The sequence below is a fragment of the Chelatococcus asaccharovorans genome (genome assembly GCF_003201475.1).
GTDB lineage: Bacteria > Pseudomonadota > Alphaproteobacteria > Rhizobiales > Beijerinckiaceae > Chelatococcus > Chelatococcus asaccharovorans.
In genome coordinates this window covers 169,390-191,908 of record NZ_QJJK01000009.1, presented here as the reverse complement: position 1 = coordinate 191,908, position 22,519 = coordinate 169,390, and the positions used below count along the sequence as shown (strand labels likewise).

At 64.7% G+C, this 22,519-nt stretch carries 16 protein-coding genes and 1 tRNA gene; 9 read left to right on the top strand and 8 right to left on the bottom strand.

The genetic code is table 11. The features are described 5' to 3' along the window. The first annotated feature begins 3 nt into the window (after positions 1-3). From C7450_RS21680 to C7450_RS21655, 6 genes are all read left to right on the top strand, one after another. Positions 4-999 (top strand): VWA domain-containing protein, encoded by a 996-nt coding sequence (locus tag C7450_RS21680; RefSeq protein ID WP_110376536.1) that lies wholly within the window; start codon positions 4-6, stop codon positions 997-999. Further along, positions 996-1,910, top strand: a complete 915-nt coding sequence (locus C7450_RS21675; protein WP_245450036.1) for a VWA domain-containing protein — start codon at positions 996-998, stop codon at positions 1,908-1,910. The genes C7450_RS21680 and C7450_RS21675 overlap by 4 nt, the downstream gene beginning before the upstream one ends. Beyond that, the gene (locus C7450_RS21670) at positions 1,907-2,551 is read left to right on the top strand and encodes a tetratricopeptide repeat protein (protein WP_110376535.1); all 645 of its coding nucleotides are present in this window, start codon (positions 1,907-1,909) and stop codon (positions 2,549-2,551) included. The genes C7450_RS21675 and C7450_RS21670 overlap by 4 nt, the downstream gene beginning before the upstream one ends. Beyond that, complete coding sequence (locus C7450_RS21665) at positions 2,548-3,849, top strand: BatD family protein (protein ID WP_110376534.1); 1,302 nt, start codon at positions 2,548-2,550, stop codon at positions 3,847-3,849. Before C7450_RS21670 ends, C7450_RS21665 begins: the two co-directional genes overlap by 4 nt. A gap of 42 nt (positions 3,850-3,891) precedes the next feature. Continuing rightward, positions 3,892-5,541 (top strand): arylsulfatase, encoded by a 1,650-nt coding sequence (locus tag C7450_RS21660; protein ID WP_110376533.1) that lies wholly within the window; start codon positions 3,892-3,894, stop codon positions 5,539-5,541. An 83-nt stretch (positions 5,542-5,624) separates the two neighbouring features. After that, on the top strand, positions 5,625-5,876 hold the full coding sequence (locus C7450_RS21655; protein WP_110376532.1) for a hypothetical protein: 252 nt from the start codon (positions 5,625-5,627) through the stop codon (positions 5,874-5,876). Positions 5,877-6,016: 140 nt separating this feature from the next. On the opposite strand, the gene C7450_RS21650 is transcribed toward C7450_RS21655, so the two are convergent. The 7 genes from C7450_RS21650 to C7450_RS21620 all read right to left on the bottom strand — a co-directional run bounded on the left by C7450_RS21650 (position 6,017) and on the right by C7450_RS21620 (position 15,758). Continuing rightward, a tRNA-Ile gene (locus C7450_RS21650) sits at positions 6,017-6,092 on the bottom strand. Between the two features lie 333 nt (positions 6,093-6,425). Next, positions 6,426-8,228, bottom strand: coding sequence for a TadE/TadG family type IV pilus assembly protein (locus tag C7450_RS21645; RefSeq protein ID WP_110376531.1), 1,803 nt, complete (start codon positions 8,226-8,228; stop codon positions 6,426-6,428). 499 nt (positions 8,229-8,727) lie between these two features. After that, on the bottom strand, positions 8,728-10,050 hold the full coding sequence (locus C7450_RS21640; protein ID WP_245450034.1) for an adenylate/guanylate cyclase domain-containing protein: 1,323 nt from the start codon (positions 10,048-10,050) through the stop codon (positions 8,728-8,730). A 268-nt stretch (positions 10,051-10,318) separates the two neighbouring features. Then, a complete protein-coding gene (locus C7450_RS21635; protein ID WP_110376530.1) occupies positions 10,319-10,606 on the bottom strand; it encodes an HlyU family transcriptional regulator in 288 nt (95 codons plus the stop codon). A gap of 120 nt (positions 10,607-10,726) precedes the next feature. Then, on the bottom strand, positions 10,727-12,715 hold the full coding sequence (gene rpoD / locus C7450_RS21630) for an RNA polymerase sigma factor RpoD (protein ID WP_110376529.1): 1,989 nt from the start codon (positions 12,713-12,715) through the stop codon (positions 10,727-10,729). 234 nt (positions 12,716-12,949) lie between these two features. Further along, positions 12,950-14,905 carry a DNA primase gene (gene dnaG / locus C7450_RS21625; RefSeq protein ID WP_110376665.1) on the bottom strand — a complete coding sequence of 652 codons (1,956 nt, stop codon included), beginning with the start codon at positions 14,903-14,905 and terminating at the stop codon, positions 12,950-12,952. 388 nt (positions 14,906-15,293) lie between these two features. Next, positions 15,294-15,758 carry a GatB/YqeY domain-containing protein gene (locus tag C7450_RS21620; protein WP_110376528.1) on the bottom strand — a complete coding sequence of 155 codons (465 nt, stop codon included), beginning with the start codon at positions 15,756-15,758 and terminating at the stop codon, positions 15,294-15,296. A 178-nt stretch (positions 15,759-15,936) separates the two neighbouring features. Here C7450_RS21620 and carA point away from each other — a divergent pair, with 178 nt between their 5' ends. Both carA and C7450_RS21610 read left to right on the top strand, forming a co-directional pair. Then, positions 15,937-17,172, top strand: coding sequence for a glutamine-hydrolyzing carbamoyl-phosphate synthase small subunit (carA, locus tag C7450_RS21615; RefSeq protein ID WP_110376527.1), 1,236 nt, complete (start codon positions 15,937-15,939; stop codon positions 17,170-17,172). Positions 17,173-17,274: 102 nt separating this feature from the next. Next, positions 17,275-18,003, top strand: a complete 729-nt coding sequence (locus C7450_RS21610) for a class I SAM-dependent methyltransferase (protein WP_110376526.1) — start codon at positions 17,275-17,277, stop codon at positions 18,001-18,003. A gap of 220 nt (positions 18,004-18,223) precedes the next feature. Here the strand turns inward: C7450_RS21610 and C7450_RS21605 are convergent, their stop codons facing one another. Further along, a complete protein-coding gene (locus C7450_RS21605; RefSeq protein WP_110376525.1) occupies positions 18,224-18,646 on the bottom strand; it encodes a GtrA family protein in 423 nt (140 codons plus the stop codon). Positions 18,647-19,080: 434 nt separating this feature from the next. Here C7450_RS21605 and carB point away from each other — a divergent pair, with 434 nt between their 5' ends. Continuing rightward, complete coding sequence (carB, locus tag C7450_RS21600; RefSeq protein ID WP_110376524.1) at positions 19,081-22,413, top strand: carbamoyl-phosphate synthase large subunit; 3,333 nt, start codon at positions 19,081-19,083, stop codon at positions 22,411-22,413. Positions 22,414-22,519 lie beyond the last annotated feature (106 nt).

Sequence of the window (22,519 nt, the reverse complement as noted above, 5' to 3'; positions counted from 1 at the left end):
GCGATGCTGTCCTTTGCCCATCCCTGGCTCGCCCTGCTGCTTCCCCTCCCTGCCCTGGCCTATTGGCTGCTGCCGGCCTATGAGATCCGCCGCCCCGCGGTGCGGGTGCCGTTCTTCGCGGAGCTCGTCCGGCTGACGGGCGCCGCGCCGCGCCAGGGAGCGAGCGTCGGGCGGCGCGGGCTTTTGCGCATGCTCGTCCTGGTGCTGTGCTGGCTGCTGGCGCTGGCCGCCCTGATGCGGCCGCAATGGGTGCTGCCGCCGATCCACCAGGATCGGCCGGCGCGTGACCTCCTGATGCTCGTCGATCTCTCCGGATCCATGGACACGCAGGATTTCACCGATCCATCGGGCAAGACGATCGATCGCCTGACGGCGGTGAAGCAGGTGCTCGACACCTTCCTCGCGCGCCGCGATGGCGACCGGGTGGGGATCGTCGTCTTTGGCAATGCCCCGTTCATGCTCGTGCCCTTCACGACCGATCTTCATCTCGCCCGGCGGATGCTCGCGGAGATGCAGGTCGGCATGGCCGGGCCCCGCACCGCCTTCGGCGATGCCATTGGCCTCGGCATCAACCTGTTTGCCGCGTCCACCGCGCCGGCCAAGACCATGATCGCCCTGACCGACGGCAACGATACCGCAAGCAAGGTCACGCCGGCCGATGCCGCCCGTATCGCCAGGGATCGGGGCATCGTCATCGACACCATCGCAGTGGGCGACCCCACGGCGGCCGGCGAGGAGAAGCTCGACGAAGCCGCACTGCAGGACGTGGCGACCGTGACGGGTGGCGGTTACTACCGCGCCCTCGATCGCGAAGAGCTCGACGGCATCTATGCGCGGATCGATCAGCTGGAGGCACGCAAGGTCGAGACCGTCTCCTTCCAGCCGCGCCGCGAGCTCTACTGGATGCCCCTTGCACTCCTGACAGTCCTTTCGCTGCTGGTGCAGGCCTTCAGGCTCGTGCGCTGGCCGCGCCGCCGGGGGATGGAGGTCGCGCCATGATGGACGCGCTGGCCAATTTCCATTTTCTGCGGCCGCTGTGGCTTATCCTCATCGCGCCCGCCGTCGCCTTGTGGTGGCTGGAGCGTCAGGAAGCGGACACAACCGCGCGATGGCGCGCCGTCATGGATGCGGAACTGCTCGCCCGCCTCACGGTCGGCGGCGACAGCCGGCGACGGCTGACCCCAGGCGATCTGCTGCTGGCGGCCTGGGTGATCGGCGCATGCGCCGTCGCGGGTCCCACCTGGCAGCGGATGCCGCAGCCCTTCGCGCAGGTGGCGCGTCCGGCGGTCTTCGTGCTCAAGGTCACACCGTCCATGGGCGAGCGGGATCTCGCCCCGACGCGGCTCGATCGGGCCCGCGAGAAGATGGAGGATCTGCTGAAACTGCGCGAGGGCGCGCCAACCGGCCTCGTGGCCTATGCCGGCTCAGCCCATCTCGTCGTACCGCCGACGCCGGATCCGGCGGTTGTGACCGGCATGGCGGGCGCTCTCGCACCGGACGTCATGCCGCGCCAGGGCGATGCGCTGGCGGATGCAGTGAAGCTCGCCGCGAAACTGATTGCCGACGGCGGCCAGGGCGGCTCGATCGTCGTCTTCGCCGATACCGCGCCGGCCGTCACGCCCCTCGATCTTCAGGGAGCGCCGGTGTTCCTGTTTCCCATGCTGCCGCCGGCACGCGCATCGGCCGCGCCGGCGCTGCGCGCCGCGGCGACCGCGCTCGACGCCGAGATCATCGCGCCGACCATCGACAATGCGGATGTGGAGGGGCTGGCGCGGCTGCTCGCGACGGCGGGACCGCCGCCGCCGGCGCCGGGCGAAGAGCTGCGCTGGCAGGAGGCGGGGTGGTGGCTGACGCCGCTGCTGGCGGTCCTCGTGGCGGTCTGGTTCCGGCGCGGATGGGTGCTGGCATGAGGACGCGTCGCGCCTTTGCCCTTCTCGGCGCGGGCCTGGTCGCCGCGCTCGGCCTCGCGACCTGGCAGGTCGGCTGGCCGGCCCTCTGGGCGAGCCCGGATCAACGCGGGCGCTATCTTTTCGAACACGGCCGCTATGTCGCCGCGGCTGATGCCTTCGCCGATCCTATGTGGCGTGGCGTCGCCGCGATGCGCGCCGGGGACTTCAAGGCAGCGGAGGCGACCTTCGCGGCCATCGATACGGCCGATGGCGCCTACAACCAGGCCAACGCCCTGGTGATGCTGGGCCAATACGACGAGGCGGTGGCCCGCTACGATCATGCGCTCGCCATGCGGCCGGATTGGCCGCAGGCGCGGGGCAACAGGCGCATCGCCCAGCTGCGCGCCGAACGGATGAAGGCGCCGGGCGCCGACGCCGGTGACCAGCGTGAAGGCGCCGACCAGATCGTCTACGACAAGGACGCCAAGCGCCCGGGCGGTCAGGAGACGCAGGTCGCCGGCGGCCCCATGGACGACGAGGCCGTCCGTGCCTTGTGGTTGAAGCGGGTGCAGACGAAGCCCGCCGATTTTCTGCGGGCCCGCTTCGCCTACCAGCTCGCGGCCGGGACGCAGCCGGGCGGCAAGGCGGAGGGCGAGCCATGAAGCGGGCCATCGTCGCGCTGCTTCTGCTCGGCGCGCCTGCGCCGCTCGCTGCTCAGGACGCCCCGGCTGAGCCGCCCACGCCGCCTGCCATCGCGCAGCCGGCCGCCCCTGCAGCCGTCGTCGTGCGGCAGACCGTCGAGCCGCCTGCTGGCGCCGTCATCGGCCAGCACATCACCCTGAATGTCGACGTGCTGTTTCGCGGCGACATGCCAAGGCCGCCGCGGGTTTCCCTGCCGGCTGTGCCGGGGCTGCAGACCTTCCGCTTCGAGTCGCAGGGGACGACGATCAGCGAAACCATCGATGGCGCGCGCTACAACGGCCAGCGTTTCGGCTTCGCTCTTTATCCCCGTCGCGGTGGCCGCTTTGATATTCCCCCGGCCGTGGTGACGCTGCTCGACCGGCAGGGCGGGGACGCCGGCAAGGCTGACGGGCGGGAGGTGACGCTGGAGGTGAGCGTGCCGGATGGCGTCGATGCCTCGCAGCCTGTGGTCGCCACGCGCAAGCTGACCTTGGCCGAGGACTGGGCGCCCGATCCGAGGGAAAGCTTCGACGCCGGGGATGCCATCGTCCGAACCATCACGCGCACCGCCGAGGACGTGTCGGGCCTGGCCATGCGCGACCTTGCCTTTCCCGCCCCGGAGGGCGTGCGGGTCTACGCGGATCCGCCTGACATCGAGGACCGCAGCAATCGCGGGGTCGTCACGGGCCAGCGCAGGGACCGTGTCACCTACGTCTTCGTCCGTGGCGGCACGGTCGTCCTGCCGGCCGTGGCACAGCCCTGGTGGGACCTTGCCGCTGGCGCCTTGAGGACGGAACAGGCGCCAGGCGCCACCATCACGGTGGCCGCGGCGCCGATCGCCGCACCGGCTCGTGCCGACGCGTGGCGGTCCGGCCTCGCGCTCGCGGTGGCCGCCGGCCTTGCCGCTGTCCTCGTCGGCGCCTGGCTCGTTCTGCGTCGACGGCGCGCGCAGGCTCCGGGCGGCGAACCGGCGGCGTTCGCGGCCTTGCGCCGAGCCTGCGGCGGCGGCGATGCCCGCACTGTCTACGACGCCTTCGCCATCTGGTGCGGCTGCCTGACGGCGGAACGGCGTGCGGTGGTCGCGCAAGCGGCGGCTCCGCTCTCCGCGGCGCTCTTTGCCGGCAAGCCGGCGGCGTGGAGCCAGGCGGATGGTGCCCGCCTCGTCGAGCGCCTCACCGGGATCCGACGGTCGTGGAGCGCGCCGGCCGCGCTCCCCGCGCTCGCCGCGCTCAATCCGGCCGGGCCCCTTCGCCCCGAACACGCAAGGTCACGCCCTTGAGTGCGTCACTCACCCATACATAACATCCAGAAGGAGACGTCCATGTCACACGATCCGTCAACGACCCCGACGAAAGCGGCCCTCAGCCGCCGGTCGATCTTGGCCGGATCGACAGCGCTCATCACGGCGGCTGCCGCGATCGGCGCCGCCTCCAGGGCCGCCGCGCAGGGACAGCCTGCGACGCCGGCGTCCGGCAGCAGCAAGCCGCCGAATATCGTCGTCATTTTCGGCGACGATATCGGCATCGCGCAGATCAGCGCCTATACGATGGGACTGATGGGCTATCGCACGCCGAACATCGACCGTATCGCCAATGAGGGCGCGATTTTCACCGATTCCTACGGCCAGCAGAGCTGCACCGCCGGCCGCGCCTCGTTCATCCTGGGCCAGGAGCCGTTCCGCACCGGTCTACTCACCATTGGCATGCCGGGCGATCCGCATGGTATCACCGACTGGATGCCGACCATCGCCGACGTGCTGAAAACCCGCGGCTATGCCACGGGGCAGTTCGGCAAGAACCATCTCGGCGACAGGGACGAGCATCTGCCGACCAATCACGGCTTCGACGAATTCTTCGGCAATCTCTATCATCTCAATGCCGAGGAAGAACCGGAAGGGTATTTCTATCCGAAGAATCCTGAATTCAGGAAGCGCTTCGGCCCCCGCGGCGTGATCCATTCCCACGCCGACGGGCGGATCGAGGACACCGGCCCGCTCAATACGAAGCGGATGGAGACCATCGACGAGGAATTCCTCACGGCCGCGAAGGACTTCGTCGACCGTCAGCACAAGGCGGACAAGCCGTTCTTCCTGTGGTTCAACGCGACCCGCATGCACGTCTTCACCCATCTCAAGCCCGAGAGCCTCGGCAAGACCGGCAAGGGCATCCATGCCGACGGCATGGTGGAGCATGATGGGCATGTCGGGCAGTTGCTGAAACAGCTCGATGATCTCGGCATCGCCGAGAATACCATCGTCCTTTACACCACCGACAACGGTGCCGAGCTTGCGCTGTGGCCGGACGGAGCCATGACGCCGTTCCATGGCGAGAAAGGCACGACCTGGGAAGGCGGCATGCGCATCCCGATGATGGTGCGTTGGCCGGGCGTGGTGAAGCCGGGCACGCAGATCAACGAGATCGTCACGCTGATGGACTGGATGCCGACCTTCGCGACGGCGGCGGGTCTTCCCGACTTGAAGGAAAAGATGAAAACCGGGTTCCAGGCGGGGATCAAGACGTTCAAGGTCCATCTCGATGGCTATGACCTGACAGACCTGCTGAAGGGAACAGCCAAGACGCCGCCGCGCGACACCATGTATTACTTCGACCAAGGCGGCAATCTCAACGCCATTCGTTTCAACGACTGGAAACTGAGTTTCGCCGTCGCCAGCGAGGGCAATATCGCGACGGCGACGCGTGAATCGCCGAGCTGGGCGCTGATCGAGAACTTGCGCATGGACCCGTACGAGAGGGGCTCGAAGGAAGGCGGGGGCGCGACGGAATTCATTGCCCGCAATATGTGGCTGCTCGTGCCGATCCAAGGCAAGGTCAAGGAATTCTTCGCCGATTTCGACCAGTTCCCCTATCAGGAAGGGAGCTCGCTCAATGCGGGTGGCATCAACTATGGCTTGTTGCGCCAGCAGGCGGCGTTGAAGCGCCTGAATGAGATTGAACGGATGGCGCCACGCTAGCCGTGGCCAGAGCAATTGGGAGAGGTGGCGAGCGCTGCCTCTTCCAGCAATCTGATAACAAGGCGATCGGAGCTAGAGCGATTGTGAAGCCGACCGGCCAACAGCTCGTCATCACCCGGCGCGGCGGTGCGGCGAGCTTCGACGGCAACGCGCTGCCGACGATCACCATCCGCGAGCAGGGCTGCTCAAGCTGGAACGTGTCGCCCAACGGCCGACCGGAATATGGCACCGTGAAGGTCCCCTATATCGACCAGAACACCGGTCGCCAGCGCACGAAGAGCTTTGAGACGGGCCTTGAAGGTCCATCGCGCAATGTACGACACGTCCGACACTGACATCTGATTGCGCGCGCCGCATCATCGACAATGATGGGATGCTCGCCGATCTCGGCTACGCTATCGCACAATCATTGCCGTTATCGGTCCCGTAAACGGCCCGAGGCCGCTCGCGTACCCGTCTAAGTCTCTGAAATCATTGGTGGGCCCGGCAGGACTCGAACCTGCAACCAGACCGTTATGAGCGGTCGGCTCTAACCATTGAGCTACAGGCCCACAAGATCGGCAAGCGGACCAATGCCGCAGATGGCGACCTCACGACGTCGTCGCTCTGGATGACACGCCGCAGGTTGCCGGTCAAGGGACACCTCGGCGAGGCGGCCCAAGGGCGCTCACGGCTCGGACAATCCCACCGGTCCTCCTGTCGGCCTGTCTCTGCATGCACACGACCCTTAGAGCATTTTCGAGCGAAGTGGACACCGGTTCGCGTGAAGAAAATGCGCTAATACAAAGACATGGAGCATTTTCGCGATTCGGAGAAACGCGAAATGCTCTCGAGCGGGAGCTGATCAGATTGCCGCGCGTTCGCACCCCGCGTTTTCTGACCTTCTATTGGGCAAGGCGCAGGCTCCCAAGCTGGCGCGCGATTTTGTTGAAGATCTCCACGATGTCGGCGCTGTCGGTCGCCATATAGGTCAGTCTTTGCGTCCCGCTCGAATCGGCAGAAGCACAATTGCGAAGCAGGGTCTTGCCCTGGTCATCGATGTCGGAGCCGGCATCGAAGCCGACAGTATAAACGATAAGCCCTGCGGCCTTGGCGTTGTTGCAGGCCTCCAGCGTTTTCGCGTCCATCGCATCGCGGGCCGCCTGCGTGGCTGTGAGGCCCGATGCGATGCGGTTATTCGTGTAATAGCCGAAGGGCGTATAGGTAGAGCCGTTGTGATTGTTCGCCTGCAGCCACTGGTTGGTGCCGTCCGTCATCAGGATGATGATCTTCCGATTCTTCCTTTCCGTATAAGCCTTGCCATCGCCGAAGGGAGCATACGGGCTGAGCGTGCGCCACCCCCACATGAACCCCTCGACGAGATTGGTGCCGCCGTCGGCGACCATCTGATCGATCTTTGCCTTCAAGCCCGCCGCGTTGTTCGTCAATCGCGTCAAGGCCTGCGACGTGCAGAGATAGTTCGGCCCATAGCCCACATTCAGGACCCTCGCCGACCGATATTTGCAGAGCTTGTTTTGCGCCTTGACATAGGCCCCAGCCCCGGTCTGATTGCTCGAGCTACTGCAGGCACTCGCGGTATTGTCGTTGAGATAGCTGTTCAGATAGGTCCAGGTGGTCGTGGTCCATCCGGAGGTGAACCGGTAGTTTGGGCCATTGTTGGCATCAGGCTCATCCGGCCAGAACTGGGGGACGAACAGCGTGTTGAAATCCGCCTGGCTCACAGGAGACGTCACCGGCGGGGTGTCGGTTGTGCCGATGGCACCCGGTCGCATTTCGAAACAGCCACCCCAGCCATAGCTGGATTTGACGGCTGCCAATTCGGTGAAAAGATCGAAGCGCGACTGTGGAGGCCAGGTCGACGAGACGCTGTGCGGATTGCTGGGGCGCCCCTCGAAGAGGTTCGACGGCCAATGAATCTCCGACCGGCCCGTTGTATCCGTGTAGCGGCTCGGAACCTGGCCGCCCGTATTGACCGAGAGATTGAAGGGCACCAGGGCGATCTTCGTGCGGCTAATGGCCTGGGGCGTCGAGAACATGGCCTCGATCAGCGCGGCGGCCGCCGTCTTCGTCGCCTGCATCTTGTTCTCCGAACCTGCGTACTTCGTCATCGAGCCGGAGTTGTCAATGACGAGGGCGATCTCGTATTCAACATCGGAGGCGATCGTTCGTGACAGCGTGCTCACCGTCACAGGCTCTCCACTGAAGGTGACGAGCCCCATGACGGCCGGCTCATAGGCCGCCGAGCTCACAACGGTCACATCACCGCGATCGCTGCTGATGACGATGGAGTCGATGCGGACCCCGCTCCCGCCCATGCTGCTGATCGCCGATGCCATGGCCGCGCGCAGAAAGCTCTCGGCCATGGCCCGCAACTCGGCGTCTGTCTTCTGGCCTGCAAAGGGCGCAATCGCCAGCGTGGCGGCATCCGTCGCCTGCTGCAGCTTCGTGCGCAGGGTTGCCGCACGGGCATAGTCGACGGCCGCCCCCGCCGCCAGAAGGATGGGCACGAGCATGAAGGCGAACCAGAGGACGATACTGGCGTGACCATCACCCCAGAATGCGCGCAGCCGGGGCAGCGCCGCCCGCTCTCCCGCGGAAGCAAGGCGTGTCTTCCCGGCGTCATCCGCGCATATCCCGTCTCTGCCTGTGCCCATGCCGCGACGACGGGCCGAACCGCGATTGCTCATCGGACGCTCCCAAACCTGCAATCGGGTCAGGCTACAGGGAGATTGTAAATGCGAAGTTACCCGCTATAGTTGTATTATTGAATCTTATGTCGTTATAATTGCATTCGCTCAGCCGTTCTGATGAAGCAACACGCACAGGTACGACGCGCGCGGATTGTCCGAGCGCCTGCAATGCAATCCGGGGGAAGACGGTTGAAAACAAGAGCCAATCCGACGTGAACGGAAGCGCCCGGTACCACACCAATTTTTGAGTTGTCTGATCGATGTGAGCGAGAATATCCGCAGCCGACGGGCCCGGTCCTAGAGCAATTCCAGCGGAAGTGTGTCGCGGTTCCGCGTCCGGAATTGCGTAAAATCAAGGAGAGAGAGCATTTTCGAGCGAAGTGGACACCGGTTCGCGACAAATCCGACTTCGATGGAATCGTCTGATGCCATCTAAGTCTGTGAATTTGCTCGTTAATTTTTGAACGTTGCCAAGTCCGCAACAGACGGACTTGCTTCAGGGCGAGTAGATTTCGAAGGTGCCGTCCAGGCCGTCGAGTTCAAAAAAGCCGAGGCTGCGTGGATCCGCCCATAGATGCTCGACAAAGGGGCGAGACAGCAACAGCGGCTCACCTAAGGTCTTGTTCAGGCCCGCCATCCGGCTGGTGAGATTGACGTCACGCCCGACGACCGTGAAATCGAGCCTTTGGCCGGAGCCAACATTGCCATAGGCCGCCTCACCATGATGCAGCGCGATGCCCGCTTTCAGCGGCACGCCGGCAATGCCGCTCGCATTGGCCGCATCGATGCGGGCCAAGGCATCCAGCGCCGCCGTCAAGGCCGACTGGGCCGCGGATCCGGTGTCATCGCCACGGTCGCGAAAAATGGCGAGAAGCCCATCCCCGAGATACTTCAGAACCTCGCCGCCCTCAGCCTCGATGGGCGGCACGAGGCAGTCAAAATAGATATTCAGAAGGCTGACCACATCCTCGGGATGCATGTTGGATGTCAGCCGCGTGTAGCTGCGCATGTCAGCGAACAGGATCGCCGAGCGGATACGGCTGACCTGCCCGCGTCTGACATCGCCCGACAGCACCCTCTGGTGCGGCTCGTCGCCGATATAGACTCTCAGAATCTGGTCAAGGGTGGCGTAGCCAGCGCGGATCTCCATCGCCGCCGCCAAGGCGGGAACGATGCCCTCGAGAAATGTGCGGTGAGGCTTGGAAAATCCCTCAGGCGCTTTCGTCGCGAAGGAAATGCCGTTCTCATCACCATTGGCGAAAAAGACCGGAAAGCAACTGTAGCCGACATAGCCGTCGGCCTTGAGCTCCGGAACGATGCCGAAGCGGTCGTCCGGGGTCTCACGCAGGTCAAGGAACAGCGGCTGGCGTGTCTGATGCACATGGTAGAAGGGGCTGCGCTCATAGGTGCCGTCCGCGTTGCCCGAATAGGGAAAAGCCCGCTGCTGGCTGTCGCCGCCCTTCAGCCAGACGCTCGTGACCGCCGCATGTTCCGAATGAAGCGTCTCGGTGGTCATCGAGGCACGATCAATCGGCACGCCCGCGGCATTCAGCTGGTCGGCGAGCGTGGTCAATAGCGACGTCTGGTCCTTCTTCTCCCGGGCTTCGGTGAGCAACCAGTCGCGGATCGCGATCATCGATCGCAACCCGTCCAGCGACAGCCCTTTCAGTGACTCCTGAATCGAGGCAACCGTGGCCGCGGCGTCCGAGGCCGCGGGCTCAACGAAAATCGCCGCCGGATTAGCCGGCGAAACGACGTCAGCCATCACGGGCTCGATCCCGCTGCTATCGGCATCGGAAAGGGACGTGTCTTCGGTCATGCGCGCATTCATGTGGGCATGCCTTTCTGCGACTGCAATCCATCGCGAAAAAAAGACGCATACAACCCCGCGATAAGCGCGCAGGATCATCCCCGTCTCACTGATTTGTTCTCATTATGTTCACTGCCAGGTGACACGTCAAGGCAGCATAGAACTTGATCCAAAGCCGGATTCAGCGAAGGAACAAGCCCGACAAACGTCGATAGGCGCTCATCTGAAGCGAGAGGTCTGACTCCTGAAATACTTCAGGCGCGCCTATCGCCGACGTTCAGCGGAACAATCCGTCGCCCTGCTCGTCGATGATCTGTCGGCCTTTGGCGAGCGCGAATTCGGCGGCTTCATCGGCTGAGGTAAAACGGTCTGCGCGGATGAAGCTCTGCTCGCGCAGAACGCCGTCGCTTTCCTTCTGGATCACGCCGGCCGTCTGGTACTGCCCCTCCGACTGGAAGGGCTCCGCTCGAATGAGGAAACCCTTGTGCTCAAGGGTCTTCAGGGTTTTCGGCGCGGCCGGCTCACCGGCGGAACGACGCGAGAAGAGAGATTTCAAAAACGACATGGGTCCATTCCTCTCCGTTCGGGCGCCGCCGGCATCATGGTCGCCCGGCCGGGGCAGGCTTGCGCTCCCGCAACAACCCCGTGCCGGGCATGCAGTCGCCCGGCGCGGATCGCGTATCCGTCAATTGTCGAGGAAGCTCCTGAGCTTCCGCGACCGGGACGGGTGCTTCAGCTTCCTGAGCGCCTTAGCCTCGATCTGGCGAATACGCTCGCGGGTCACCGAGAACTGCTGGCCAACCTCCTCGAGGGTATGGTCCGTGTTCATGCCGATGCCGAAGCGCATGCGCAGCACGCGCTCCTCACGCGGGGTGAGCGAGGCCAGCACGCGCGTCGTGGTCTCGCGCAAGTTGGACTGGATCGCCGCGTCGATCGGCAGGATGGCCATCTTGTCCTCGATGAAATCACCGAGATGGCTGTCTTCCTCGTCGCCGATCGGCGTCTCGAGCGAGATCGGCTCCTTGGCGATCTTCAGGACCTTGCGCACCTTCTCGAGCGGCATGGCAAGCTTCTCGGCCAGCTCCTCCGGCGTCGGCTCGCGACCGATCTCGTGGAGCATCTGGCGCGACGTGCGGACGATCTTGTTGATCGTCTCGATCATATGCACCGGAATGCGGATCGTGCGGGCCTGGTCGGCAATCGAGCGGGTAATCGCCTGCCGGATCCACCAGGTGGCATAGGTGGAGAACTTGTAGCCGCGCCGGTACTCGAACTTGTCCACCGCCTTCATCAGGCCGATGTTGCCCTCCTGGATCAGGTCCAGGAACTGCAGGCCGCGATTCGTGTATTTCTTGGCGATCGAGATGACGAGCCGGAGGTTCGCCTCGATCATCTCCTTCTTGGCCTGGCGGGCTTCCTTCTCGCCCTTCTGCACCATCGAGACGATCTTGCGGAATTCCAGGATCTCAAGGCCGGTCTCGGACGAGAGGGTCTGGATTTCCTGACGGAACTCGCGGATGCGATCCTTCTCATTGGCGACAAATTCGCGCCAGCCACGCGTGCCGAGCTTCGAGACGCGCAGGATCCACTTCGGATCGAGCTCCGAACCCTGGTGCTGCTTGAGAAAGTCCTCGCGCGACACGCCGTAGCTTTCGGACAGGCGCATCAACCGGCCCTCGAGGCCGATGAGACGCTTGTTGATGTCGTAGAGCTGCTCGACCAGCGAATCGATTCGGTTCTGGTTCAGCGACAGGGATTTGACATCGACGATGATGTCTTCCTTGAGCTTCTTGTACTTGCGCTCCTGGGAGGGCGACAGCTTCAGGTTCTGCAGGCGGTTCTCGATGTCCTGATCCTGCAGGCGGCGCAGCTTCTTGTAGTTTTCGGCCACCGCGTCGAAGGTCAAGAGGACCTTCGGCTTCAGCTCCGCTTCCATGGCCGACAGGGAGACGTTGTTCTCCATGTCGTCCTCGTCCATGTCCCCTTCGGGCATGGGCTGTTCGGACGCGATCTCCGGCTCTGCCGCCTCATCCTCGCCTTCGCCATCGGCCTGCGGGCCAACCTTGCTGTCGGGGCCGGCATAGGTCGCTTCGAGATCGATGATGTCGCGCAGGAGTACCTTGGCTTCGACGAGTTCGTCGCGCCAGATGATAATGGCCTGGAAGGTCAGCGGGCTTTCGCAGAGGCCGGCAATCATGGCCTCGCGACCGGCCTCGATACGCTTGGCGATGGCGATCTCGCCCTCGCGCGACAGAAGCTCGACCGAGCCCATCTCGCGCAGATACATGCGGACGGGATCGTCGGTGCGCTCGGCCGGCTCGCTCGCCTTCTCGACCTTGACCGGAACGGAAGCCCGGGCCTGCTCGACGATTTCGCCGCCCTCGGCCTCTTCCTCTTCGCTCTCGCCTTCGCCGTTCGAATCGTCGGCTTCTTCCGATTCGATGACGTTGATGCCCATTTCGTTGAGCTGGGCGAGCACGTCCTCGATCTGCTCCGAGGAGAATTCCTCCGAAGGCAGAACGTCGTTCAACTCGTCATAGGTCACATAGCCGCGCTTCTTGGCGACCTTGATCATGCGCTTGACAGCGCCATCGCTGAGATCGAGCAACGGGCCGTCAGCTTGCGGCTCTGCGACTTCCTGGTTGTCTTCCCGCTCGGTCGTCTTCGTCGCCATGTTCCATGCTCCACTCGCACATAGCCTATCGCGTCAGCCATATGCGCTCATAGACAAAAAGGCAGCATGAGCCCCGACGCTCAGCCACCCGTCTCATATCTCATTCAAGCGCGTGACCGCTTGACTAACCGTTAACCAACCTCCGGTCGCGGCAAGCCGCACCGAAAAACTCGAAAACTGCGGCGCCTCGCGCCCCAACACCATCAAACAACTCCACCTGAAGCCACAGCCGTCTCAGGGACGGTTGCGGGAGGTCGATACCTTGTTCGCCGCCTCGCGGTCGGCCTCTGCCCCGTCGAGCGACGTCAACTCGGTCCGCACCTCCGTCAGCCAGGCGAGATTCGCCTCGCTCTCATCAGCGGCAAGGGCACGTTCGGCAGCCTTCAATTCGCTATGTAGCGTGAATGCGCGCCGATGCAAGGTCAGTGCTTGCCGCAGCATCTCCTCGACCGCCGTCAATTCCGCGTCCCGATCGAAGGCCCAGACGTCCCCGTGACGCACGACGGCACGAAGACGCTCGGCCGCGAGGACAACATCCTGGGGCAGCGCGCCGGCCAGATCGGGTCCGTCCGTCGCCAAGGCCTCCCTGTCGATCAGGCAGGCCCGAAGCCGTAGCGCATCCGCATTGGAAAAATCAAGTGAAGTCACGATCTCGCCGTAGCGATGCATCAATTCGGGATGGGCGAGAAGCGTGAGCACGATCAAGGCTTCCCGCGGCGCTCCGGTACTCGTGGCGGCAAACAGAGAATTTCGCGCCAGGCTCGGACTGATCTGGAGAGGCACCTTGCCGGCGCGCGGACGCGCGTCCCGGCCTCCACGGCTGTTCTTCCCGAAAGTCTGACCGCCATAGGCCGGCGCACCTGCCTGCCGGAAGCCGGGGCCGCGCCCGCCACCCGCGTAGCCGTCACGGCGTCCGCCGGTTTGCGGCAGCAATTGCCTCAATCGCTCGCCGATCTCGGCCCGATAATGGCGCCGCAGATCCTCGTCGCGAATGCCGTTCAGCAGTCCGAACAGCCGCTTCTCCAGCGCGGCGCGGCGCTCCGGTGTATCGAGGGAGGCGGTCTCCACCTCGCGCATCCAGAGCAGGTCGACGAGCGGCTGTGCCTTATCCAGAACCTGGGCGATGGCCGGGGCGCCTCCGCTGCGCGCGAGATCGTCCGGGTCCTGCCCCTCGGGGAGCAAGGCGAAGCGCAGGGATTGGCCTGCGACGAGATGCGGCAGGGCGACATCGATGGCGCGATAGGCCGCGCGCCGCCCTGCCCCATCGCCGTCGAAACACAGGATCGGCTCCGGCGCCATGCGCCAGATGAGGGTGAGCTGGTCCTCCGTCAACGCGGTGCCGAGCGGCGCGACCGTATGCGGAAAGCCCGCCATGGTCATGGCAATGACATCCACATAGCCCTCGACGACCACGACCGTGCCCTTGTCATGCGCCGCCTTGCGGGCCGCCTGGTGGTTGTAGAGCACATGGCCCTTGTGGAAGAGCGGCGTCTCCGAGGAGTTGAGATATTTCGCCGGCGCGTCCGCGCTCATCGCGCGGCCGCCAAAGGCGATCACCCGCCCCCGCACATCCGTGATGGGGAACATGATGCGGTCGCGGAAGCGATCATGCGGGACGGTCACATCCTCGCGATTGACCAGCAAACCGGCCTCGATCATGGCCTCGGCGCCAACGCCCTGGGCCGCCAGATGATCGCGCAACGCGAATCGGTCGGGCAAGGCATAGCCGAGCCGGAAGCGTGTCCGCGCCTCACGGCCGAGCCCGCGCCCGTCGAGATAGCGCGAGGCTTGCGCGCCCTCCTTCTTCGCCAGATTGGCCGCGAAGAACTGGGCCGCCATGTCCATGATCTCATGGAGGCCGCGCCGGCGCTCCTCGTCGGCCTGCGCTTCTTCGGACACCTTCGGCAGCGTGACGCCCGCATCTGCTGCAAGCCGCTCCACGGCCTCCGGAAACGACACACCCTCCGTCTCCATCAGGAAGGTGAAGATGTCGCCATGCTTGCCCGAGGAGAAGCAGTGGAAAAAGCCCTTGTGATCGTTGACGTAAAACGACGGAGTCTTCTCCGCGTTGAACGGGGACAGGCCTTTCCATTCGCGTCCGGCCTTGGTCAGCCGCACCCGTCGCCCGACGACCGCTGTGACCGGTAGCCGTGCCCGAATCTCTTCGAGAATCGAAGGCGGAAATCGCATGATCACCTGAGGATGGTCCTCCGCCCCGACCAACGCAAGATTGGTCTGCCGGAAGACGTCGGCGGTCTGTCGGAAGGCGGCGGCGCGCGAAAGTTATCCCCTGCTCGCCGCGTTATCCCGATTGTCCACAGGAGCGATGGCAACCCGCGCCAGCGCTTCTCCCTCTCCCCGGCCGGGCGAGGTGAACTGTGGCAAACCGCGCGTGTCATCCCCGGCGACCGGCAAAGCCGGTCGGGAAGGGGATCCACGAACACTGCCGATTCTTGCTGGCCATAACCGGTGTGCATGGATCCTCTTCCCGGCGCTGCGCGCCGCCGAGGATGACACTCTGGTTTTCGGCACGTCGCCCCGTAATCCCTCACCCCCCACATGACAGCCCGAAAGCGCCTCAACCGCCCGACAGCTTGGCCTTCACCGCAGCGCTCGCCTTGGCGAAATCCATGCGGCCGGCATAGGCGCCCTTGAGATGGCCGACGACCTTGCCCATGTCCTTGATGCTGGCGGCGCCCGTCTCGGCGATGGCCGCGTCGATCGCTGCCGTGACCTCGGCCTCGTCGAGCTGCTGCGGCAGGAAGGAGGAAATCACGGCGATTTCCGCGTTCTCCTGGTCGGCGAGCTCGCCGCGGCCGGCCTGGCTGTAGATGGCCGCTGATTCCTGGCGCTGCTTGATCTCCTTCTGCAGCATCGCGAGGATCTCGTCGTCGGTGGCGGTGCCCTTGCCGGCACCGCGTGCCTCGATGTCCTTGTCCTTGAGCTTGGCCTGGATGAGACGCACGGCGGACAACCGGGTCTTGTCGCCCGCCTTCATGGCCTCTTTCATGGCCGCGGTGAAGCTCTCGCGCAACGTGGGCATCGTCAGGCATCCTTTGTTTCCCCATTCGCCCGCTTACACAGGGCGTGACGAATGGAGCGTTGACGTGTATGTCATTCGTTCATTAAACGACGACGAAAGTGACGCGCGGGCGGCCTTCGGGCTCTTGGCCCGCCTTTTCCATGCCCGCACGCCGGGCTGACGAGGGCTTAAACGGAACATGGCGACGCTGCAAGACGATGCTGACCGCGGCCTCCACTCCGGCGCGCAATCTGTCGCCGGCTGGAGCGAACCGCGCCCGACCGCACTCCTCGTGCTCGCTGACGGTACGGTGCTTGAGGGTTTCGGGCTTGGTGCCGCAGGCGAAGCGCCCGGCGAGGTCTGCTTCAACACGGCGATGACCGGCTATCAGGAGATCCTCACCGACCCCTCCTATGCCGGCCAGATCATCACCTTCACCTTCCCGCATATCGGCAATGTCGGCGTCAACGACGAGGACATCGAGACGGTCAACATGGCCGCCTCGTCGGGCGTGCGCGGCATCGTCGTCCACGCTGACGTGACGTCTCCGGCCAACTGGCGCGCCAGCCGCCATCTCGACCAGTGGTTGAAGACGCGCGGCATCGTCGGCCTCTCCGGCATCGACACCCGCGCCTTGACCGCGCTGATCCGCGACAAGGGCATGCCGAATGCCATCATCGCCCATGACCCGAACGGTAATTTCGACATCGAGGCCCTGAAGGCGAAGGCAGCCGCCGTGCCCTCCATGGACGGGCTCGACCTCGTGCCGCTGGTCGGCACCACCCAGCGCTACGAATGGGACGAGACGCCCTGGACGCTCGAAAACGGCTATGGCCATCGCGAGGGCGAGGCGAAGCACCATGTGGTGGCGATCGACTACGGCGTGAAGCGCAATATCCTGCGTCTCCTCGCCGAGCGCGGCTGCAAGGTGACGGTCATGCCCGCGACAGCCTCCGCCGAGGACATCCTGGCGCTGAATCCGGACGGCGTGTTCCTCGCCAACGGCCCCGGCGATCCCGCGGCGACAGGCACATATGCCGTGCCGGTCATTCGCAGGATCCTCGACGAAAAACTGCCGACCTTCGGCATCTGCCTCGGCCACCAGATGCTCGGGCTCGCCATCGGCGCCACGACGGCGAAGATGCATCAGGGTCACCACGGCGCCAACCACCCGGTGAAGGATGAGACGACCGGCAAGGTCGAGATCGTCTCGATGAACCACGGCTTCGCGGTCGATCGCGACAGCCTGCCGGCGAATGCGGTGGAAACCCACGTCTCGCTGTTCGACGGCTCGAACTGCGGCATCGCCCTGACGGATCGGCCCGCCTTCTCCGTGCAGCATCACCCGGAAGCCTCGCCCGGCCCGCAGGACAGCCACTATCTGTTCGACCGCTTCATCGCCCTCATCGAGAGCGAGAAGGCCAAACGGGCCTGACGATGGCCGGGCCGAGGGCACCAAGCCGCGTCTTCAAGACGCGGCTTGCTCGACGCCTGGTGAAAGGCCACAGTGCACGCCTCAATCGCGGGTGCTGCGCCAATGAGCTGGACCGAATTCTGGAATTCCGACACGCCGATCTATGTCAATGAGCGCCACAAGCTTCTCCACTATCGGCTGATCGCGCGCGACATCATCAAGCTCATCCCCTCCCCCGACATGCGCGTGCTGGACTACGGCTGCGGCGAAGCCTTGTCGGCCGGTGACATCGCAGCCAAATGCCGGTCGCTCACCCTCGTCGATGCCGCGCCGCGGGTGCGCGAGAAGCTCGGCGAGCGCTTCGCACCCGTCGCGAATATCACCGTTGCCTCTCCCGAGGATATCGCCGCCCGGCCGGCGGGTTCCTTCGATCTGATCATCATCAATTCCGTGCTGCAATATCTGACAAAGGACGAAGCGGCGGCCCTTTTCGCCGTGCTCCGCGAGAAGCTCAGCCCCGGCGGCCACCTCATCCTCGCCGATATTCTCCAGCCCGGCATGAGCCCGCTCGCCGATGTCAAGGCGCTGCTCGGCTTCGGCTGGACGGGGGGATTTCTGGGCGCCGCCTGTCTCGGGCTCGTCCGCACCGCCTTGTCCGACTATCGCAAGCTGCGCGGCCAGCTCGGCCTCACCCACTACAGCGAGGGGGAGATTGTTGCGACGCTCGCCGGCGCCGGCTTTTCGGCCCGACGGCAACGCCCGAACATCGGCCATAACCAGGATCGCATGCTGATCATCGCCGAGCCGGCTCCGGCGCAGGCGCGCGTGGAACCGGCTGCCGCTGCGGTGTGAGCCGGCGGGCGCTGATCCCTCCCCGTCCGGGGAGGGTGGCCTCGCGCCAGCGAGGTCGGGTGGGGCACGTGGCTTGAGCCGATGCTCGCAGGCCAGCCAATATTTCCGTTGGGTCAGCGTCAGGTGGACCCCACCCGGCGCCTGCGGCGCCACCCTCCCCCGAGGGGAGGGATCGACCCGTACGGATGATATGGGGCACGACGGCGTCCCCGGATATGCCTCACACCGGCCCGGCGCCGAAGGTCCAGAGCTTGTTGCCGAGAAAATTCCAGACGAGCACGATCCCGGTCGTCACCACCTGCGCGGGCAGATAGGGCAGCGTGAACCGGTGGATGAACACATACATCAGCGCGAAGGTCAGCGCGAAGCCGCCACCGGCGACCAGGGCGAAGCGCCACGTGGCCTCGCGATGCGGGCGGGTGCTCGCGAAGGTCATACTGCGGTTGAGGATGTACGAGACGACGCCGCCGGCAATGAAGCCCACCAGAGTGGCGGGCACCGGGTTGACACCCGCACCCTCGACAAGGCCGATCAGCGTGCCGAAATGGGCGACCGCCGCCAAGAGGCCAACCACGACAAAGCTGCCCACCTGTCGCGGCAGACCCGTGGCATGACGAGCGATGAAGGATGAACGGTCGCGCATGAAATCCCTTCGGCGCGCCGTTCAGCCCGGCCCCGGAGCATGTGGCGCGCGCCCTGCCTTATCGCCTCGGCCGCCACTTTTCCAGCCGGCTTTGGCGCGATCCGGCATGCCGGCGGTGCCGACGCATGTGGGCGATGCATGAAGGATGCGCCTTTAGGGCTTCCTTTGCCGCGTCAGCCCGTGTAAACGACAGCTTCAGCCGACGTTACTATCGAATTCTGCGGTCCGCTCGCGCATCCTGGTCAAGATTGTCCGGGATGAGCGGGGGCGGATCGCACCGACACGCCGGGTGTAGGCCCCACGAGGCAACGGGTAACCGTTCTTCGCGCAGCGCCGCACACTCAGATATAAGAAGCACGCATGCTGTCGCCGGGACTGCTCTCCTGGTCGCGCGGCAGCATGGGTTCCACGAACCAGGACAGCATCGGACGACCATGCCCAAACGCACCGATATCTCCACGATCCTCATCATCGGCGCGGGTCCGATTGTCATCGGACAAGCCTGCGAGTTCGATTATTCGGGCACCCAGGCCTGCAAGACGTTGAAGGCCGAGGGTTATCGAATCGTTCTGGTCAACTCCAATCCGGCGACGATCATGACCGATCCCGATCTCGCCGACGCGACCTATGTGGAGCCGATCACGCCGGAAATCGTCGCCAAGATCATCGAGAAGGAACGCCATGTCCTTCCTGGCGGCTTCGCGCTCCTGCCGACCATGGGCGGCCAGACGGCGCTGAACTGCGCGCTGTCGCTGCGCAAGATGGGCGTGCTCGATAGATTTGACGTGGAGATGATCGGCGCCACCGCCGAGGCGATCGACAAGGCCGAGGATCGCGAGCTGTTCCGCGAGGCGATGACCAGGATCGGCCTCGACACGCCGCGTTCGCATCACATCAAGACGCTCTCGCAGGCCCTTGACGCGCTTGAAGATATCGGCCTGCCGGCGATTATCCGCCCGTCCTTCACCATGGGCGGCACCGGCGGGGGCATCGCCTACAACAAGGGCGAGTTCATCGATATCGTCGAGCGCGGCATCGATGCCTCGCCGACGAGCGAGGTGCTCATCGAGGAAAGCGTCCTCGGCTGGAAGGAATACGAGATGGAGGTGGTCCGCGATAAGGCGGACAACTGCATCATCGTCTGCTCCATCGAGAACATCGATCCGATGGGCGTGCATACGGGCGATTCGATTACGGTCGCCCCCGCTCTGACCCTGACCGACAAGGAATACCAGATCATGCGCGACGCCTCGCTGGCGGTGCTGCGCGAGATCGGCGTCGAGACCGGCGGCTCGAACGTGCAGTTCGCGGTCGATCCGGCCAACGGCCGCATGATCGTCATCGAGATGAACCCGCGCGTGTCGCGCTCCTCGGCGCTCGCCTCGAAGGCCACCGGCTTCCCGATCGCGAAAGTGGCCGCCAAACTCGCGGTCGGCTACACCCTCGACGAGATCGCCAACGACATCACCGGCGGCGCAACGCCAGCCTCCTTCGAACCCTCGATCGATTATGTCGTCACCAAGGTGCCGCGCTTCGCCTTCGAGAAATTCCCCGGCGCCGAGCCCACCCTGACGACCGCCATGAAATCGGTCGGTGAGGCCATGGCCATCGGCCGCACCTTCCAGGAATCCCTGCAGAAGGCGCTGAGGTCGCTCGAAACCGGCCTCACCGGCCTCGACGAGATCGAGATCCCCGGCCTCGGCCAGGGCGACGACCGCAACGCCATCAAGGCGGCGCTCGGCACCCCGACCCCGGACCGCCTGCTGATCGTCGCCCAGGCGATCCGCCTCGGCATCGATTTGAAGCAGATCCACGACACATGCCGCATCGACATGTGGTTCCTCGAGCAGCTTGAGGAACTCATCGCCACCGAGGAGAAGGTCCGCGCGCACGGCCTGCCGACCACCCCGCGTGCCTTCCGCAAGCTGAAATCCATGGGCTTCTCGGACGCGCGCCTTGCCGTGCTCACTGCTAAGACCGAGGCTGAGGTCAAGGCCGCGCGCCGCGGCCTTGGCATCCGGCCGGTCTTCAAGCGCATCGACACCTGCGCGGCCGAATTCGCCTCGCCGACGGCCTATATGTATTCGACCTATGCAGCGCCCTTCGCCGGCACGCCGGCGGATGAAGCGCTCCCCAGCAACCGCGACAAGGTCATCATTCTCGGCGGCGGGCCGAACCGTATCGGCCAGGGCATCGAGTTCGACTACTGCTGCTGTCACGCCGCCTTCGCGCTGAAGGACGCGGGTTACGAGACCATCATGGTCAACTGCAACCCGGAAACCGTGTCGACCGACTACGACACGTCGGATCGGCTCTATTTCGAGCCGCTGACCGCCGAGGACGTGCTCGAGATCATCGATACGGAGCGGGAGGCCGGGCGGCTCCATGGCGTCATCGTGCAGTTCGGCGGCCAGACGCCCCTGAAGCTCGCGGGCGCGCTGGAGGCGGAAAAGGTGCCGATCCTCGGCACCTCACCCGACATGATCGACCTCGCGGAAGACCGCGACCGCTTCAAGCGCCTGCTCGACCGGCTCGGCCTGAAGCAGCCCAAGAACGGCATCGCCTATTCCGTGGAACAGGCCCGCCTCGTCGCGGCGGAAGTGGGCCTGCCGCTCGTCGTGCGCCCCTCCTACGTGCTCGGCGGCCGCGCCATGGCCATCATCCGCGACGAGGACACGCTGTCGAACTACCTGCTCGACAGCCTGCCCGCGCTGGTGCCCCACGACATCAAGGCGCGCTACCCCAACGACAAGACCGGGCAGATCAACACCCTGCTCGGCAAGAACCCGCTTCTGTTCGATCGCTATCTCTCGGACGCCATCGAGGTCGACGTCGATGCGCTCTGCGACCGCAACGGCGTCTATATCGCCGGCATCATGGAACATATCGAGGAAGCCGGCATTCATTCCGGCGACAGCGCCTGCTCCCTGCCGCCGCATTCCCTCGATGCCGAGCTCCTCGCCGAGCTTGAGCGCCAGACCAAGGCGCTGGCGCTGGCGCTTGAAGTGGGCGGCTTGATGAACGTGCAATATGCCATCAAGGACAAGGAGATCTACGTCCTCGAGGTCAATCCGCGCGCCTCGCGCACGGTGCCCTTCGTCGCCAAGGTGATCGGCGAGCCGATCGCCAAGATCGCAGCCCGCATCATGGCCGGCGAAGCGCTCGAGGTCTTCGACCTCAAGCCGAAGACCCTTGAGCATATCGGCGTGAAGGAAGCGGTGTTTCCCTTCGCGCGCTTCCCCGGCGTCGACGTGCTGCTCGGGCCGGAGATGCGCTCGACGGGCGAGGTCATCGGCCTCGACCGGTCGTTCGGCGTGGCCTTCGCCAAGAGCCAGCTCGGCGGCGGCACGAAGGTGCCGACCAAAGGCACGGTTTTCGTCTCGGTGAAGGATGTCGACAAGGAGCGTATCCTGCCGACCGTGCGGCTTCTCACCGGCCTCGGCTTCAAGATCGTCGCGACCTCCGGCACGCAACGCTTTCTTGAGGATAATGGCATCGTGGCGACGAGTATCAACAAGGTTCTCGAAGGTCGCCCGCATGTGGTGGACGCCATCAAGAACGGCGGCATTCAGCTCGTTTTCAACACCACCGAAGGGGCGCAGGCCCTCTCGGATTCGCGGTCACTGCGGCGGGCGGCCCTCTTGCATAAGGTGCCTTACTATACCACTCTTGCAGGCGCTGCGGCGGCTGCCGAAGGGATCAAAGCCTATCTCGACGGCGAACTGGAGGTGCGTGCATTGCAGGACTATTGGCCGGCCCACAGTTGATGGACCGCCAGTCGCGGTAGACCCAATTTTTTCATTGATCCCGTCGCATTCCCGATAGCCTAAGATCCCGACCCTGACACCCTCGGTCGGACCACTCCGCGAAAGC

Coding starts and splice junctions, on each gene's coding strand:
- C7450_RS21680 (WP_110376536.1), top strand. CDS start 4: ATGCTGTCCTTTGCCCATCCCTGGCTCGCCCTGCTGCTTCCCCTCCCT.
- C7450_RS21675 (WP_245450036.1), top strand. CDS start 996: ATGATGGACGCGCTGGCCAATTTCCATTTTCTGCGGCCGCTGTGGCTT.
- C7450_RS21670 (WP_110376535.1), top strand. CDS start 1,907: ATGAGGACGCGTCGCGCCTTTGCCCTTCTCGGCGCGGGCCTGGTCGCC.
- C7450_RS21665 (WP_110376534.1), top strand. CDS start 2,548: ATGAAGCGGGCCATCGTCGCGCTGCTTCTGCTCGGCGCGCCTGCGCCG.
- C7450_RS21660 (WP_110376533.1), top strand. CDS start 3,892: ATGTCACACGATCCGTCAACGACCCCGACGAAAGCGGCCCTCAGCCGC.
- C7450_RS21645 (WP_110376531.1), bottom strand. CDS start 8,228: ATGAGCAATCGCGGTTCGGCCCGTCGTCGCGGCATGGGCACAGGCAGA.
- C7450_RS21640 (WP_245450034.1), bottom strand. CDS start 10,050: ATGACCGAAGACACGTCCCTTTCCGATGCCGATAGCAGCGGGATCGAG.
- C7450_RS21635 (WP_110376530.1), bottom strand. CDS start 10,606: ATGTCGTTTTTGAAATCTCTCTTCTCGCGTCGTTCCGCCGGTGAGCCG.
- rpoD (WP_110376529.1), bottom strand. CDS start 12,715: ATGGCGACGAAGACGACCGAGCGGGAAGACAACCAGGAAGTCGCAGAG.
- dnaG (WP_110376665.1), bottom strand. CDS start 14,905: ATGCGATTTCCGCCTTCGATTCTCGAAGAGATTCGGGCACGGCTACCG.
- C7450_RS21620 (WP_110376528.1), bottom strand. CDS start 15,758: ATGCCCACGTTGCGCGAGAGCTTCACCGCGGCCATGAAAGAGGCCATG.
- carA (WP_110376527.1), top strand. CDS start 15,937: ATGGCGACGCTGCAAGACGATGCTGACCGCGGCCTCCACTCCGGCGCG.
- C7450_RS21610 (WP_110376526.1), top strand. CDS start 17,275: ATGAGCTGGACCGAATTCTGGAATTCCGACACGCCGATCTATGTCAAT.
- C7450_RS21605 (WP_110376525.1), bottom strand. CDS start 18,646: ATGCGCGACCGTTCATCCTTCATCGCTCGTCATGCCACGGGTCTGCCG.
- carB (WP_110376524.1), top strand. CDS start 19,081: ATGCCCAAACGCACCGATATCTCCACGATCCTCATCATCGGCGCGGGT.